Source organism: Gluconobacter sp. Dm-74, from assembly GCF_018256135.1.
GTDB lineage: Bacteria > Pseudomonadota > Alphaproteobacteria > Acetobacterales > Acetobacteraceae > Gluconobacter > Gluconobacter cadivus.
Genome location: NZ_JAERLX010000001.1, coordinates 1 through 15,469, shown reverse-complemented (window position 1 = coordinate 15,469; position 15,469 = coordinate 1). Strand labels below are relative to the sequence as shown.

At 60.3% G+C, this 15,469-nt stretch carries 16 protein-coding genes; 8 read left to right on the top strand and 8 right to left on the bottom strand.

The window, feature by feature from the left end:
* Window positions 1–7: 7 nt before the first annotated feature.
* Window positions 8–2,314: a TonB-dependent receptor gene (locus JK208_RS00080; RefSeq protein ID WP_211573889.1), complete on the bottom strand. Its 2,307-nt coding sequence runs from the start codon at window positions 2,312–2,314 to the stop codon at window positions 8–10.
* A gap of 236 nt (window positions 2,315–2,550) precedes the next feature.
* Here JK208_RS00080 and JK208_RS00075 point away from each other — a divergent pair, with 236 nt between their 5' ends.
* Complete coding sequence (locus tag JK208_RS00075; RefSeq protein ID WP_211573887.1) at window positions 2,551–4,875, top strand: TonB-dependent receptor; 2,325 nt, start codon at window positions 2,551–2,553, stop codon at window positions 4,873–4,875.
* A gap of 15 nt (window positions 4,876–4,890) precedes the next feature.
* On the opposite strand, the gene JK208_RS00070 is transcribed toward JK208_RS00075, so the two are convergent.
* Window positions 4,891–5,544 carry a TetR/AcrR family transcriptional regulator gene (locus JK208_RS00070; RefSeq protein ID WP_211573886.1) on the bottom strand — a complete coding sequence of 218 codons (654 nt, stop codon included), beginning with the start codon at window positions 5,542–5,544 and terminating at the stop codon, window positions 4,891–4,893.
* A gap of 130 nt (window positions 5,545–5,674) precedes the next feature.
* The gene (locus JK208_RS00065) at window positions 5,675–6,148 is read right to left on the bottom strand and encodes a cytochrome c (RefSeq protein ID WP_249201839.1); all 474 of its coding nucleotides are present in this window, start codon (window positions 6,146–6,148) and stop codon (window positions 5,675–5,677) included.
* Window positions 6,149–6,324: 176 nt separating this feature from the next.
* Between JK208_RS00065 and petA the strand changes: the two genes are divergently transcribed.
* The 3 genes from petA to JK208_RS00050 are packed head-to-tail and all read left to right on the top strand — an operon-like array spanning window position 6,325 to window position 8,822.
* Complete coding sequence (gene petA / locus JK208_RS00060; RefSeq protein ID WP_211573884.1) at window positions 6,325–6,957, top strand: ubiquinol-cytochrome c reductase iron-sulfur subunit; 633 nt, start codon at window positions 6,325–6,327, stop codon at window positions 6,955–6,957.
* 12 nt (window positions 6,958–6,969) lie between these two features.
* Window positions 6,970–8,133 (top strand): cytochrome b N-terminal domain-containing protein, encoded by a 1,164-nt coding sequence (locus JK208_RS00055; protein ID WP_211573882.1) that lies wholly within the window; start codon window positions 6,970–6,972, stop codon window positions 8,131–8,133.
* On the top strand, window positions 8,130–8,822 hold the full coding sequence (locus tag JK208_RS00050; RefSeq protein ID WP_211573881.1) for a cytochrome c1: 693 nt from the start codon (window positions 8,130–8,132) through the stop codon (window positions 8,820–8,822). Before JK208_RS00055 ends, JK208_RS00050 begins: the two co-directional genes overlap by 4 nt.
* A gap of 15 nt (window positions 8,823–8,837) precedes the next feature.
* Here JK208_RS00050 and JK208_RS00045 read toward each other — a convergent pair whose 3' ends face one another.
* Both JK208_RS00045 and JK208_RS00040 read right to left on the bottom strand, forming a co-directional pair.
* Window positions 8,838–9,260, bottom strand: a complete 423-nt coding sequence (locus JK208_RS00045) for a hypothetical protein (protein WP_211573880.1) — start codon at window positions 9,258–9,260, stop codon at window positions 8,838–8,840.
* A 122-nt stretch (window positions 9,261–9,382) separates the two neighbouring features.
* Window positions 9,383–9,925, bottom strand: coding sequence for a cupin domain-containing protein (locus JK208_RS00040; protein WP_194261721.1), 543 nt, complete (start codon window positions 9,923–9,925; stop codon window positions 9,383–9,385).
* Between the two features lie 254 nt (window positions 9,926–10,179).
* On the opposite strand from JK208_RS00040, the gene JK208_RS00035 reads away from it, so the two are divergent.
* Window positions 10,180–10,530 (top strand): hypothetical protein, encoded by a 351-nt coding sequence (locus tag JK208_RS00035; protein ID WP_194267624.1) that lies wholly within the window; start codon window positions 10,180–10,182, stop codon window positions 10,528–10,530.
* Window positions 10,531–10,536: 6 nt separating this feature from the next.
* Here JK208_RS00035 and JK208_RS00030 read toward each other — a convergent pair whose 3' ends face one another.
* The 3 genes from JK208_RS00030 to JK208_RS00020 are packed head-to-tail and all read right to left on the bottom strand — an operon-like array spanning window position 10,537 to window position 13,978.
* The gene (locus tag JK208_RS00030; protein WP_211573879.1) at window positions 10,537–11,304 is read right to left on the bottom strand and encodes a sulfite exporter TauE/SafE family protein; all 768 of its coding nucleotides are present in this window, start codon (window positions 11,302–11,304) and stop codon (window positions 10,537–10,539) included.
* Between the two features lie 7 nt (window positions 11,305–11,311).
* Window positions 11,312–13,000, bottom strand: a complete 1,689-nt coding sequence (locus tag JK208_RS00025) for a bifunctional protein tyrosine phosphatase family protein/NAD(P)/FAD-dependent oxidoreductase (RefSeq protein WP_211573878.1) — start codon at window positions 12,998–13,000, stop codon at window positions 11,312–11,314.
* Window positions 13,001–13,051: 51 nt separating this feature from the next.
* Window positions 13,052–13,978 carry an MBL fold metallo-hydrolase gene (locus JK208_RS00020; protein WP_211573876.1) on the bottom strand — a complete coding sequence of 309 codons (927 nt, stop codon included), beginning with the start codon at window positions 13,976–13,978 and terminating at the stop codon, window positions 13,052–13,054.
* 108 nt (window positions 13,979–14,086) lie between these two features.
* Between JK208_RS00020 and JK208_RS00015 the strand changes: the two genes are divergently transcribed.
* The 3 genes from JK208_RS00015 to JK208_RS00005 all read left to right on the top strand — a co-directional run.
* The gene (locus tag JK208_RS00015; protein WP_194261716.1) at window positions 14,087–14,734 is read left to right on the top strand and encodes a peroxiredoxin; all 648 of its coding nucleotides are present in this window, start codon (window positions 14,087–14,089) and stop codon (window positions 14,732–14,734) included.
* Window positions 14,731–15,114, top strand: a complete 384-nt coding sequence (locus JK208_RS00010) for a helix-turn-helix transcriptional regulator (RefSeq protein WP_194267620.1) — start codon at window positions 14,731–14,733, stop codon at window positions 15,112–15,114. Before JK208_RS00015 ends, JK208_RS00010 begins: the two co-directional genes overlap by 4 nt.
* Before the next feature lie 128 nt (window positions 15,115–15,242).
* Window positions 15,243–15,469: hypothetical protein (locus tag JK208_RS00005; RefSeq protein WP_211573874.1), on the top strand; the 227-nt coding region annotated here is incomplete at its 3' end.

Genomic DNA, 15,469 nt, shown 5'->3' with positions numbered 1-15,469 from the left:
ATATTACTCAGAAACGCTGATCAATACCGGTCAGGATCGTGCGGCGCAGACCATATTGCGGTGCCCCGACGCCGATGCCGCTGCCATCGCGCAGCAGATAGGTCCGGTCAAACAGATTGGTCACATCCAGACGAAGCTGCGTCCGCTTGAGGAACGGAACCTGAAACAGATCCTTAAAGGACTGGACCAGCGACAGGTTGAATGTGGCATATTGCGGAACCGAAGCACCGTTGGGTGTCGCACCATCTGCCCGCAGACCGCTGCCATAGACCATCGTAGCCGACAGACGCAGCGGATGACCGGTCCTGTGGAAGAAGGAATAGCTTCCACCTGCCGAAGCGGTCCAGCGCTGATCGTGGTCCAGATGGATCCAACGCTTGCTGGTATAGGCCAGATCGTCCGGATCGAAGTTCCACTGAGCGGTCGTGATGTCCTTGCCGATCGCGCGGGACCAGGAGAAATTGCCGTAAACGCTGAATGCGCCGCGGGTATAGTCCGTGGCGAATTCATAACCATGAACCTGACCACGACGATAATTGAACGCCGACAGGATGACGGGAGAACCGAACTGGCCTTCATCGATCATGTTCTTGGCGAGCTTCACATACGCATCAAAAGAGGCGTGCCAGCCCGGCAGAATGGTCTGCGCGAAACCCGCATCGAAATAATGGTCGCGCTCAGCCTTAACGTTGCTGTTCAGGAACGTTCCCGGCGCCGCAGACGTATTGGCGAACTTGTTGAGCGACGTCCCGCCCACCAGTTCGAACGGCGGCGGCGTGAAGTAACGGGAATATCCCGCATGGAACGTGCCGCCATGCCAGGGCTTGTAAACAATGTTCAGACGCGGGCTGACCTGCTTGGCATGCGTGTATTCATCCACGCCATCAAAACGCAGACCGTAATTGACTGTCAGGTTCTTGAGCGGACGCCATTCGTCCTGCGCATAGAGCCCGTACATCCAACCCGTACGGCCCGTGCCGTCATGAATGGTGAGGGGATTGTCGGAATAAATCGCTCCTCCGTCGGCATCTTCACCCGTCTGCGGATAGACAGTTGAATCCGATTTGGAAACGTTTCGCTCCACATAGATTTGATAGCCGAAGCGGACAGTATGGTCCTTTGCGGCCTGCCATGTGGCATCCGACTGCGTTCCCGTCGAAAAGACCGAACGGGCCGCACGCTGTGCAATGCCGTTATAAACCAGATCGCCCAACGGATCAGGCGAATAGCGCAGGGAGCTGTAGCGCATCACGGCGGACGTCTGGAAGCTCAGCTTACCCATGTCCTTCTGCAGGGACAGGATGCCGAAATCCGTGATTTCCTTCTGATGCTCGTTCAGGCTTGAACTGTCGCCATTCCCGTAAAGCTGCTGCGACAGGTCACTGTTGGCAAAGGACGGATTGGCGAACTGGCGCTGCTGCCCGGGGTTATTGGGAAGCTGGTATTCAGCGTTGGACACACCGGCCGTAAAGCTGATCCGGGTGTTCTCATCAACCGTATAACGGCCGTGACCGAGGAAATGATACTGGTTGGTCAGATCGTGCAGAGCATTGAAGCTCGGCGTCGTGTTTTCGATACCGACGCGGTTATGCACGAAATCACCCGTCGCAAACCAGTCCCACTTACCGTGATGACCACCGAACTGCACGGACGGGAAGAAGTAATCGCGCGCGCCACCATAAATCGAAACATCACCGCCAGCATCCGAATAGCCGTTCTTGGTGGTGATATCGATCACGCCAGCCTGAAGAAATCCGTATTCGCTGGGAAGCGCGCCAGTCGTCAGGGACATGGAGTGGGCAAAGCGCGTCATGAGCGTCTGTCCGAACACGCTCATGCCTTCGGGAAGCGCCACGCCATCCAGACGGAACTGGACTTCATTATGGTCACCGCGGATATGGATCTGCCCGTAACTATCCTGCGCCACGCCCGGAGCCTGAAGCAACAGGGCGTTCAGCGGTGCATTATCACCCCCCGGATTGGTCTCGATCGCCTGACGCGAGAAATTATAGACCGTGGCCCCCGTTGACGGCTGAAGCGCAGCGCGGGCGCGTTCGAGATGGGCGTTCACCGTCACTGCATCCTCACCTGCCCGGCTTGTCTCCGTCGTTGTCGTTCCATGCTGGTCGTCAGCATGGCCGAAGCTGGAACGGGCGACGGAAGCCTCATCGTCCGTCTGGGCATCGACGGGAGCCGCAGTTGTCTGGGAAGAGGTTGCGGACGGCGTGACCGACTGGGCAAACGCGGAATCGGCAAGGGCGGTAGTGCAACCCAGCAGCAGCAGAAAGGAACGGGCAGACACGAAAGACGGCATGAAACCTCCGGACGGGGATGCAGGCAAAGACGAAGGATTGTCAGAGCGGCTCTCTTATTATGTTATATCATAACGATTCAAGCGAAATCTGCCCCGCCCACCCGCCACAAGGCGTTGCGCGTTGGCGCTGTTGCACAAGTACAATATAAGCACCGTGAATTGCCGGGTTTGCCTGCGCTCTCAGGCAGACTACCCCCACGACTGACGCCGTCCTTTTCAGGAGCTCCGACCTTTCCATGACGCTTCGCAAGGCTCTTCTCCTGAGCGCCAGCCTCCTCGGCCCGTCCCTCGCTCTCGCCGCCCCGACGGAGAAAGCGAAGCCGCTGCACGGAAAAACCGGAGCCCCCCATCACGCGAATGCCCATCCGTCAGGGGCAAAGCCAGCCCCGCGCAAAACCACTCCACAATCCGTTCAGGCCCGTAATACCGAAACGATCGCCGTCACCGCACGCCGCACGGATTTCGCCTTCGTCGCAGCACAGCATCTTCCCGATGCCGACACCCGCCTGAGCGCAGAACGCCTGATCCAGCGCGGCGTCGTGACCCTGCGCGGTCTGGAGCGCGTGGCCCCCAACCTGACAATCCAGTCAATCAACGGCACGGCCTCCAACAATTTCTATCTGCGCGGCGTCGGCTTCAACGACTTCACCCAGAACAACATCCCTACCGTCATGACCTATTTCGATGACGTGCCGTTCGCGTTCTCGACGCTGTCGAGCGGGTTGATGTTCGATCTGGCGGACGTCACAGTTGCTCCGGGCCCGGTCGGGACCACGCATGGCCAATCCGATACCGGCGGCGAAATCCGCTTCCGCACCGCCGACCCGACCAGCACATGGCACTACGGCGCCAGTCAGGACATCGCGTCTTACGCCCGAAGCCGGAGCGAGGCCTATATTTCAGGCCCGATCGCCAAGGGGCTCGATTTCCGTCTGGCCGGACAGATCCGGCAGGGCGGCGGCTGGCAGACCGATCCGCAGAACGGCGCGCATCTGGGCGATGCAGGCTCCTACGCCCTGCGTGGCAAGCTGCGCTGGCATTCGGACGACAACCGCACCACGATCCTGCTGTCCGGTCATTTCGTACAGGACAACAGTCAGGTCGTCACCAGTCAGGCCGTCCATCGCCTGATCGGCTCGGCCGCGCTGCCGCATCTTGGCCAGCAACAGGCCGAATGGTCGATGCGGCCGCAATTCGCAAACCTGATCGGACGCCCGGAAGGTCTCAAACCCAGCGAACACAACCAGTTCTGGGGCTGGGACCTGCATATGGACCATGATTTCGGAGTTGCGAAACTCACATCCGTCACAGCCTTCGAAACCGGACGACAAGGCGAATACACCGATCAGGACGGCACCTCACGGGCCGAAGCCGACACCTACCGCACCATCAGCGCCAATGCTTTCACGCAGGAACTGCGTCTGGGCTCCAGCAATCCGGACAGCCGCCTGCAATGGGTGGTAGGCGCGTTCTATCAGCGCAGCCGAATGAAACAGCGCTTCTTCTTCGACTATACCGACTATGCGGCCCGCGGTTACATGATGGCGACGTCCTTTTCCATGAATCAGGAAAGCACGTCCGAGTTTGGTCATGTCAGCTATCGCCTGCCCCATAACGTGACGCTGTTTGCGGGTCTGCTGCACGAAATCGACGACCGCAGCCTGCCGGGCTTGACGTCTGAAATCTTCGGCGGCAAAACGACGGCTTTCCACGGCGAGAGCACGGCCGCGGCCCAGTTTGCCGGACAGGTCGGCGTCTCATGGCAGGCGACGAAAACCACGCTCGTCTATTACAAGATGAGCAAGGGCTTCAAACCCGGCGGTTTCAGCGCCAACAACACCCAGATCCAGGCCCAGCTTGACCCGTTCGGCCCCGAGACGGTTCTGACCTACGAATTCGGCTTCAAAAGCGATCCGATCCCCAATGTCCTGCGTCTGAATGGTGCGGCATTCTATAACGACTTCCACGGCCAGCAGGTTGTCGGCACGGTCCTGATCCCGAATTACGGTCCGCTGAGTGAAATCACGAATGTCCCGAAATCCGAAAGCTGGGGTTTCGAAGGCACGGTCGAATTTCACCCCATACGCCATGTTTTCGTAACGCAGAACATTGGCTGGCAGCGTGGCAATTATCAGGACTTTCTGAACGTCAACCGCGCCGCCACGAATGCGGCCTATGCCAAAACGGGCGTCTGGCGGGCCGTGAACAGCAACTTCGCAGGCGTGAATAACGGCCAGCCCAAACTGACCCTGAACGGTCAGGCGGAATGGCGACAGCCTCTGACATCGGCGCTCGGGCTCGATGTCGGGCCGGACTGGTCCTATCGTGGCAGTCAGGCCATCGCGGTCGGCGGCACCGGATTCTATCGCCTGCCGCCCTATTTCCTGCTCGGCGCCCATGCGACCCTGCGCCCGTCATCAGGGAAGTGGGAGGCCACGATTTACGCCTCCAACCTGCTCAACCGCAGCTTTTTCGAAAGCGGCGGTATGGCGACGACGACCTATTTCTACATCCCCGGCCCGCCGCGCTTTATCGGCGGCCGGATTTCATACGGCTTCTGAAAAACACCCGTTCCGTCAGCAGGAAATCAGGCACCGCGCGAGCGATTGGATTTCCCGCAGATTGCTCTGCGCGTCCATGGGCTCGCGCCCCAGCATGTTCATGGCGCGGAAATGGATCGTGCTGAGAAGCATGTCCAGAACCGTATCGGCATGCTGGCAGAAGACTTTCTCGCCACGCTGGCTTGCGCGCTCAAGAAACAACGCCATCTGCGCGCGCGCCGGCACCACGCTGACTTCCCACAGAACCTGACCGAATTCCGGATCATGCACGGCCTCGCCCAGCAGAGTGCCGTAAGTCCGGCCCAGCGGGGTAGCGAGGAAGCGGATGCGCGCGGCAATCAGCTCGTCCACATCTCCGGCAAAGCTCCCCGTATCGATCTGTGGCGTCAGATCATCGCGCCACAGACGGATCGCATCGAAAAACATCGCCTGTTTCGTCGGCCAGCGACGATAGACCGTAGCGGTTGAAACGCCTGCGGCCTTGGCCACGCGACTAATGGTGAGGCCCTGATAGCCTTCCTCCGCCAGAACCTGCGCGATCGCCGCGAGGATATTGTCTTTCAGCCCGAGATTGATCGGCCGTCCCGGCGCACGGATCAGCGCACGGTCCCGGACGGGAACATGAGCAGGCTTTAGCGGTAAAGTATGTGTCACTGCGGTCTGCGACATAAGTGTTCCCTTTCCTGACCATTTAATTCGGTCAACATCATCTCGTGATTTAACGCAGCTAGTCAGAGATGGACGCTTCGTTACAACACGCAATTGCGTTTATTTGATATCAAAAGATGTCCATTTTCCATCAGGGAATAACGTGACTCGCCTGAAGCGCCGTTCTTTTGGCCTGAACTGCCGCTGCATCCATCGAAACGGATCGGACTGATGCGACCTCCTGAGCGGAAATCCCGGACGATGATCCGCCCCCCAGCGTCGCCGCATAACTCAGCACAGCCGCAATATCGTCATCGGACAGCGTCTTAAACGACGGCATAAATCCCTTGTAAGACTGCCCTTCCACAAGAATCGGCCCATGCAGTCCGTTCACCAGAACCGCCGCAAGATAGGCCTTCCCTTCGGGTGAAGACGCGATGGCACCAACCCGCCCCGCAAGGGCCGGAAACGTGCCGGGCCGTCCAGCGCCCGCAGGCCCGTGGCACATCGCGCATTTTCCCGCGTAGAGCGCCGCACCATCCGCCGCCATCGCCGCAGACGTTACAAACGGTCCCATGCCAAGTAGCCCCGCCAGCATGATCCTGAATCCGTGTCTCATCGTCATGGCCCGAAGCCCTCCGGAAGATGCGTTGCCGTAGCAGTTTGAAACACACTACCCCCCGCTTCGTCTGAAAGCTACCGCTCCCGGCGCGGCAGCGTGTCTTTCTCGAAAGCGCAAATCCGCCTATCCTGCCCCCATCTTTCCTGCCGGAACTCCGGCACAGTCGGCAGAGGTTCCGCATGACCCAGAGCGAGACGTCCCCTTCCCCGGGCGGCACGAAACGGCGCGACCTGCTGACGACCGCAACCGTAACACTGGGCTGCGCGGGGGCCTGCGCCCTTGCCGTCCCTTTTCTCAACAGCCTGAAAAATCCGTCCGCCACGACTTGGTCCGACAAAACGCTGGAGGTCGATCTGTCTTCCCTTGCTCCCGGACAGGACATGACCGTGCAATGGCAGGACTGGCCCATTTTCATCCAGCGCCGCACACCACAGATGCTGGCCGCACTCCAGACCCCCGCGCACATCGCCACCCTGCGCGACGCAGACTCGAAAATGCTTCAGCAGCCGAAAGATGCCACGAACTGGCACCGCTCGGTCCGCCCCGATTATGGGGTTTTGGTCGGGATCTGTACCCATCTGGGCTGCGTTCCATCTTTCGAGAAACCCGGTTCGGCGCCCGAGGCAGAAGGCGGATATTTCTGCCCCTGTCATGGCTCGCATTTCGATGCCGCAGGCCGTGTCGCACAGCGCGCGCCCGCGCCGTATAATTTGCCGGTCCCACCCGTGACGTTCCTCTCCGACACGAAAATCCGCATCGGCCACAGTGCGGGCGATCCGGGCTTCAGCATGTCCGACATCCAGCAGATCTGAGGACCGGACCCCATGCCCGCACCCGAGAAAACTCCCGGATGGCTTGAACGACGTCTGCCCGTCATGAGCGTCCTGCGCCGCGAATACGTCGCCTTTCCGATGCCGCGCAACCTCAATGCCCTATGGAGCTTCGGCGCCTTCCTGATGGTCACGATGGCCATCATGATCGCCAGTGGCCTGTTCCTCGCCATCAACTACACTCCCGACATCACACAGGCCTTTGCCAGCGTCGAAGCGATCGACCGTCAGATCCCCTCAGGCTGGTTCCTGCGCAGCCTGCATATGGGCGGCGTGACGATGCTGTTCGCCTGCCTCTACATCCATGTCGCGCGTAGCCTCTGGTACGGCTCCTACAAGGCTCCGCGCGAGTTGCTCTGGCTGACAGGACTGGGCCTGATGCTGATGGTGATGGTCACGGCCTTCGCTGGTTATGTCCTGCCCTGGGGACAGATGTCCTACTGGGGCGCCACGGTGGTCCTGAATGCCGCCCATACCATTCCCCTGATCGGCAAGCCGGTTTCCGAACTGCTTCTGGGTGGCGAAACGCTAGGGAATACGGCCCTGCACCGCCTGTTCGTGCTGCATTTCACAATGGCCTTTGCGATCCTCGCCGTCATCGCCCTGCATGTTACAGCGCTGCATGTGGTCAAGCCGAACAATCCTTCCGGCATCGACCCCGTCAGTCCGAAACAGACCCTGCCGTTCCATCCGTATTACACCAGCCGGGACGGCTTCGCGCTCTGCCTGTTCCTGATGGTTTATGCCGGGCTGGTCTTTTTCCTGCCCAATCTGCTGACGCTCGCGGACAATTATGTTCAGGCCAATCCCCTCGTGACACCGCGTGACATCCGGCCGGAATGGTATTTCGCACCGTTCTACGCAATCCTCCGCGCCGTGCCGTCCCGCCTTGGCGGCCTGCTCCTCGCTGTCGGCAGCCTCGCGGTGCTGTTCGCCCTGCCTGCACTGGACCGTTCCCCCACCCGTTCGGCCACACGCCGCCCACTGGTGCGCCTGTCCCTACCGGTGGCTTTTCTGTCGTTTATTCTGCTGGGCATCGCGGGGATGCATCCTCCGACCGAAACATGGCTGATCGTCAGCCGTCTGGCGATGGCATGGTGGTTCATCCACTTTCTGGTGGTCATGCCACTCGTTTCGGAACGGGAGATCACATCATGAGCCGCCTGATCCGAACTTTCGCTTTTGCCGCCAGCCTTACCGCCCTTCCCGCCTGCGCCAGCACACCCGCCCAGCGTGGCCTGATGGTCTTTCAACAGGTCTGCGCCGCCTGCCACGGCATGGATCATGTCGATTACGGCGATATGGCCGCCTTCGGACTGTCTCCAGACGCCATCCGAAGCTGGGCTGCCGATCAGCAGATCCCGAACGGAACGGACGACAATGGCGATCCTAAAACCCGTCCCGCCACACCCTCTGATCCCATCCTCTCGCCCTATCCCAACGAGGCCGTAGGGCGTCTGGCCAATCACGGACTGCTTCCGCCCGACCTCTCCCGTCTGGCCATGACATTACCGGGGGGCGCCGAACAGATCCGACGCATCCTCCTGTCCTATGCCCCCACACCTGCGGGCGTAAAACTTGATGACGGCCGTTATTACAACACCGCCCTGAAATGGAAGCATATCGGCATGCCTCCGCCCCTTCAGGACGGAATGCTGACCTATCCGGACGGCACAAAAGCCACCACCCAACAGATGGCAACCGACGTTTCGGCCTTTCTCAACGACGTCGCGCATCCGCACGCAGCAGAACGCAGACGGATCGGCCTCTACGTTCTGGCGTACCTCGCCCTGATGGCGTTCCTGACCTTCGTGCTGCAACGCCGGATCTGGAAATCGCGCCCCTGATGGGTGGCGCAAAGCCTACAGATGCGAGGCGTGATCCCTGCGATGCGCCTCCCGATAGGTCAGCGGCATAACTGCCAGCCCCTGAACCGTCTCGATCACGTCCAGTTCCGCATTGCCCAGAAGCCGCACCAACGCATCCCGCGGTGTATACAGCCCCCTGATGGTCACGCTTCTTCCGTCCTGCAAAAGCGCATCATCCATCAACACCGGGCATCGCGTCTTGCGCTCCAGTTCTGCGACAGCCGCCGCAAGAGCCTTCGTGTCGATCTGCAAAACGGCTTTGCGAACCGGGCAGATGTCAGGTGTCCGCGTGACGGTTTCTCCCCATACCGTCCCCTCCAGAACGCACACGCACACCAACACGCGTAGCCCCGTCCGCACAGATCCGGATACGAGACCCCGCCAGTTGATACATTCAGGATACGGACGGTCTCGCATGCCCGTGGCTCTCCCCTGAGCACACCCATCTCACATGTCTGACAGGCCCACCAGACGATAGAACGCAGCAACCGGGAGACGGCCACACCCCTCCCGTTCTTTTGAAGATCAGAACAAAAAGCTCAGAATGTCGGTGGCGTACAGGCGCTGATGATCTCACAGCCTTCGGAACTCAGACATCGAAACCGGTGTGGCTGGCGACTGTCGAAATGATACGCATCCCCCGGCCCAAGGATCTCCTGCCGCTCTCCGACCGTAATTTCCACGCGCCCGTGAAGGATGAAACCGCCCTCCTCACCCTCATGGGCATAAACCGCAGCGCCCGTATCAGCGCCGGACGCATAGTTTTCCCGCAAAATCTGAAGCGTCCTGCCAAATGAGGACGCGCCCACCTGCCGGAACACCACGCCCCCCTGCTCGAAGGTCAGGAGTTCATCCGCGCGGTAAAAGATCTTGTCTCCCCCTTCCGGGACGATGCTGAAAAATTCGCCAAGTGTTACGGGAATTCCGTCCAGAACCCGCTTGAGCGTCCCGACGGAGGGATTCATATCCCCGGATTCGATCAGGGAAATCGTGGAATTGGTGACGCCGGTCCGCTTGGCCAGTTCACGCTGGGACAGATTTCTGGCTGTCCGGACAAACCGCAGGCGCGCTCCCAGATCCATCCTGTCCCATGCCCCCTCTCCTGTTTCGTTTCATGATTATGTCATATCGAAACAGAAAGGAAACCTTGAAAATCATTATACCTGTAGGCGGTATTTGTTTGTGATATGCCCGCACAGGCAAAGACTTGATCGTCCGGAACATATGGCCCGCAAAACCGTTCTGGAGTAAACAAACCACCAGAACGGCATGTGCGGACTTCCGACTGCTCCAGTCACGGCTCCGCGATTTTGCGCAGAGACAGGATGGACGACTGATGCTGTATGCTTCGACGGGGTGTTTCACTCTCACGGTGATCATGGGCGTCTGGCTCGCTATTTTCGCGGCCCGCTACAAGCGCCCTTTCAGCTTCCTCACACCCGTTCATGTCGGATCAGCCATTGTGGGCGCGGTCTTTCTCGTCATTGCGATCAGCAATGGAGACAGCCGCCTCATGCTGAACGTGGCGCTCGCTGTCGCCATCGCGGCCTTCGGTGTTTTGATGGCGTTTTTCCGCAGGCGCGGCGCCATGATCGCACCACTTTATATGTGTCACATCCTGCTGGCGGTCATGTTCTATTTCTCGATGGTGTGCTTCACAATTTTTCCGAATTTCGGCCTCGACTGACGCGCCTTACAACGCGGCAAGGCTCTTCCAGATCATGTACGCCGCAACCGTGAAAATGACGCAGGCAAAGAACGTCGTCAGCGCAGGACCGGAGCCTGAAAGGCGCTTCGCCGCACGGGTCCCGAGAAAGCTGCCGATGACGCCCCCCGCGACAAACAGCAGACCCATCACCCAGTCCACATAGCCCGAAAGCATGTAACTCAACGCCGTACTCGCGCCCAGCGCCGCCACCGCGACCAGCGATGTGCCGACCGCATTGAGAATGGGCATCCGTGTGCAGGCAATCAGCGCCGGGACGATCAGAAACCCGCCGCCAATCCCGAAAAATCCGGACAACACGCCCGTCCCGGCCCCGGCCATCATGACGCGCGGCATGTTCTGACGGTTACACGCCGCCCCGGCCTCACCCTTGTTGCGACGCCCCCGCAGCATGAGCACACCGACCACAACCATCAGCAGCGCAAAACACAGCAACAGCTTTTCGCCATTCACCGCCTTGCCAAACGCCGCCCCGATCAACGCCCCCGCTACGCCGCAGGGCGCGAAAATGCCCGCGCATTTCCATTTGACCGTCCCCGCGCGGGCATGGCTGACCAACCCGGCCAGAGCGTTGACCGCTACCGCCATGGCGCTCGTTCCGATGGCGACATGCGCGTTTTTCACACCCACGACATAGACCATCAGGGGAACGGCCAGAATGGACCCGCCGCCCCCGATCAGTCCCAGCGTAAACCCGATCAGAACACCACAGGCCAGCTCAAGCGCAATATGCACGATCCGCTCAGCCGCCCTTTTTCGCGTTCAGGGGCTTGGGCGCGACCATCAGCTCACGCCCTTTCAGCATCCCGTCCCAATACATCAGCGGCATGACGTATTTCTTGAGCCACCAGGCAAGGCGCGTCGGCTTCTGTCCGTTGAGCAGCCATTTCGGCAACGTCGGAGCCAGTTTGCCGCCATAGCTGAACTCGGCCAGCACGATCCGCCCGTTCTCCACCGTCAACGGACAGGCGCCATAGCCCTCATATTCCGAAACCGGCCCCTGATGCTTCAGAAACGCCAGCACGTTGGTCGCCACCACAGGCGCCTGCACCCGAACCGCTGCTGCGGTCTTGGCACAGGACGTGCCGATCACATCTCCGAGGGCGAACACATCCGGGAAACGCACATGCTGCAAGGTCGCCGGATTGACCTCAACAAACCCGTCCGATCCCGAAAGCGCACTGTCGCGGATTACCTGTGGCGCGCTCTGCGGCGGAACGACATGCAGCATGTCGAACGTCCGCTCGACCCGCTCCACATTCTCCCCGACCTTGCGTTCGAAAACAGCCTTACGGTTCGGCCCGTCCACTTCCACGAGCTTCGATCCGGTCTGCAATCCGACGTGATAGCGCTTGATATATTCCATCAGCGGCGGCACGAAATCCTTCACACCGAACAGCCCCGGTGTTACGGTATCGAACTCAACCGAAATGTTATCCAGAACGCCCCGGCGCTTCCACGCATCGCAGGACAGATACACGGCTTTCTGCGGCGCGCCCGCGCATTTGATCGGCATGGGCGGCTGGGTAAAGATCGCCGTGCCACCCTTGAGCTGCTGCACAAGCTGCCATGTGTAAGGGGCCAGATCGAAACGGTAGTTCGACGTCACGCCGTTCTTGCCCAGCGTCTCCGCCAGACCGGGAATAGCGTCCCAGTTCAGCGTAATCCCCGTCGCCACGACGAGCGCGTCATAGGACACGACCGTACCGTCCGTCAGAACCACTTCGCGCACATCCGGCCGGAACAACTTTGCCGCCTGCTTCACCCAGACAACGTCTTTCGGCATAACATCCGCTTCCTTGCGGCGCGTTTGTGCGGCCTGAAAAACACCGCCGCCCACAAGTGTCCAGCCCGGCTGGTAGAAATGCTCGTTGGACGGCTCCACCACGCCAATCGACAGATTCCGGTTCCGCTTGAGCAGACTGCCCGCAGTGGACAGGCCACCCGCACCACCACCAATGATCAGAACCTGAAAATGCGCCGCATCCTTGCGCGGAGCCGCCGCCGGCGCGGCCACACGCTCGATCCGGGCCCGCAAACGGCTGATATCCACCCCGGCCCGTTCCGTTGCCGCGAAAATCTCAGCGGCAGGACGCTTGCCCGCCTCGGCCAGAGCCCAGATCTGCCCGGCCCGCGTGCCCGAGCGGCAATAGCCGACAACCGGTGCGGGAAGCGTCGCCAGAACCTGCCGCGTTTCGGCGATCTGCGTTTCGCTCGGCACGGTTCCGGACTTTACCGGAATTGCGGCAAATGCCAGTCCAGCCTCTTTCGCGGCGGCTTCGATCACTTTCATTTCCGGCTGATCCGGCGCCTCCCCGTCAGGACGGAAACAAAGGATCGTGTGAAATCCCTCCGCCTTCAGATCGGCAATATCCTGCACGGCAATCTGGGGGGAAATGGCATAGCTGTCGGTCAGATGACGGGTTGGCATGGGAACTCCAGAAACGCAAAATAAGGCACAACCGTGCCGGACGGATGGATTTCAGACGCGATTGACGGGAATCTTGATGTAGCTCACGCCGTCGGCTTCGGGTTCAGGCAGGTGCCCACCGCGCATGTTGACCTGTACGGACGGCATCAGGAGGCGCGGCATCGCAAGCGTCGCGTCGCGGGCGGTGCGCATCTGCACAAACTCCTCTTCGCTCACGCCGTCATGAACGTGAATGTTGTAACCGCGCTCATGCCCGACCGTCGTCAGCCAGACATAGTCGTCCCGTCCCGGCGCCTTGTAATCATGGCACAGGAACAGCCGCGTCTCGACCGGAAGTGACAGCAGACGGCGAATGGAACGAAACAACTGGCGCGGATCTCCACCCGGGAAATCCGCTCGCGCCGTACCGAAATCCGGCATGAAGATCGTATCGCCCACAAAGGCCGCATCCCCGATCACGAACGCCATATCCGCAGGCGTGTGGCCCGGAACATGCAGCACTGTTACGGGAAGTTCCCCGATCAGGAAGGTCTCGCCATCGCGGAACAGACGGTCAAACTGCGACCCATCCCGCGCAAACCGCGTTCCCGCATTGAAGATCTTGCCGAACACGGCCTGAACCAGCGTGATATCCGCGCCGATCCCCAGCTTGCCGCCAATTTTTTCCTGCAACCAGGGCGCGGCGGAGAGATGATCCGCATGGGCATGCGTCTCAAGCTGCCAGTCCACAGTCAGGCCTTCGCGCTCCACATAATCGACAATCGCCTGCGCCGAGCCATGCGACGTTCGTCCGGCCGCAGCGTCATAATCAAGCACGCTGTCAATGACGGCAGCGCGCTTCGTGACGGGGCAATGGACCACATGCGTCGCAGTATTCGTGGCTTCATCAAAGAACGTACACACCGCGGGAACGGGCGTCGCACCCTGCTCGGTCCGCCGGATCTGGTCGGTCGCGGCCTGAATTGCTGCATCGTGCATGGCGTCCACCTTCTGGCTGCGGAATGTCTTTACGACACTTTCATTAACTGTTAAGTTAATATTGTAAGTGTTGCATGTCAAGCGCCCTGATGCTTTTGGAACCGGACCATGATCGTATCCCCTCCCGCTGAATCGTCTTTTCCGTCCCTTCGCATCGGCGACCGCGCTCCGGATTTCAGCGCCCGGACCACGCATGGCGAGTTCATCATGAGCGCCCTGCGCGGACACTGGGTGCTACTCTTTGCCCATCCGGCCGATTTCACACCTGTCTGCACCAGCGAATTCATCGCGCTGGCCCGCAGTGCGGAAGAATTCCAGCAGCGGGACTGCGCACTCCTCGGCATCTCGGCGGACAGTCTTCCAGCCCATCTGGCCTGGGTGAACGCCATCCGGACGCAGTTCGACGTCCATGTCCCTTTCCCCATCATCGAAGACCCATCCCTTGCCGTCGCCAAGGCTTACGGCATGCTCGACAGCACGGCTCAGGACAGCGCAACCGTCCGCTCCGTCTTCATGATCGACCCCACGGGCACCGTCCGGGCGATCCTGAACTACCCCGCCACGGTCGGACGCTCCGTTCCCGAACTCCTGCGCCTGCTCTGCGCCCTGCAGGAAGTCGACCGCGCAGGAGCCCTCACGCCCGAAAGCTGGCAGCCCGGGCAGCGCACCATCGCGCCTCCGCTCCAGACACAGGCCGCAGTGGAAAAAGCCGGGGCCAAATGGTTCTTCCAGCCCATGCCGCGGGAGCGTTCATGACCGTCCTGCTTCCCCTTGAGAAAAGCCGTGAACTGGCGGAATGGCTGCGCATTCTCGCCCAGCCCCAACGACTCATGATCCTCTCGGCCCTGCTCGACAGCACCCATGCCGTCAGCGAAATCGAAACCATGACCGGTATCGGACAGCCGACACTGAGCCAGCATCTGGGCGCCCTCAGACGCGCGGGGCTGATCGAATCCCAACGTGAATCCCGCGCCATTCACTACTGCTGGGCCGACACTCCAGATGCCAGACGCGCGCGGGTACTCCTGATGAGTCTGCAACCCGGCGCCCTCCCGCCCGAGCTTCCGGCCCCCATCGCCGAAACGGCGCCCGGTCCGGCCGCATCTGCGCGGTTTGCCCGCATTCTTCATTCCTGAAAGTCGTTAATCCGGATTCAGGAAGTCCTTATTGAAGGATATTTCAGGACACAGAGTTGCGATAAAGTTCTTTCAGATTGAAACTGTAAAAAGCGCCACACGCTTACCTGAAGGTAAGGAGAAAACACATGATCCGTTATTGTATTGCCCTGGCCGGCCTGACATTTGCACTGACACAGGGTGCCTCCGCCGCCACCCGTGAAGAACAGACGCAGGCCTGCAAGGGCGATGCGCTTCGCCTGTGCGCGCTGGCCATCCCCAATGAAGCCAAGATCACCGCCTGCATGCAGAAGAAAATCGACAAACTCTCCCCCAAATGCCGCGCGATGTTTACCCCCCTCCCCCAGGCAAAAAA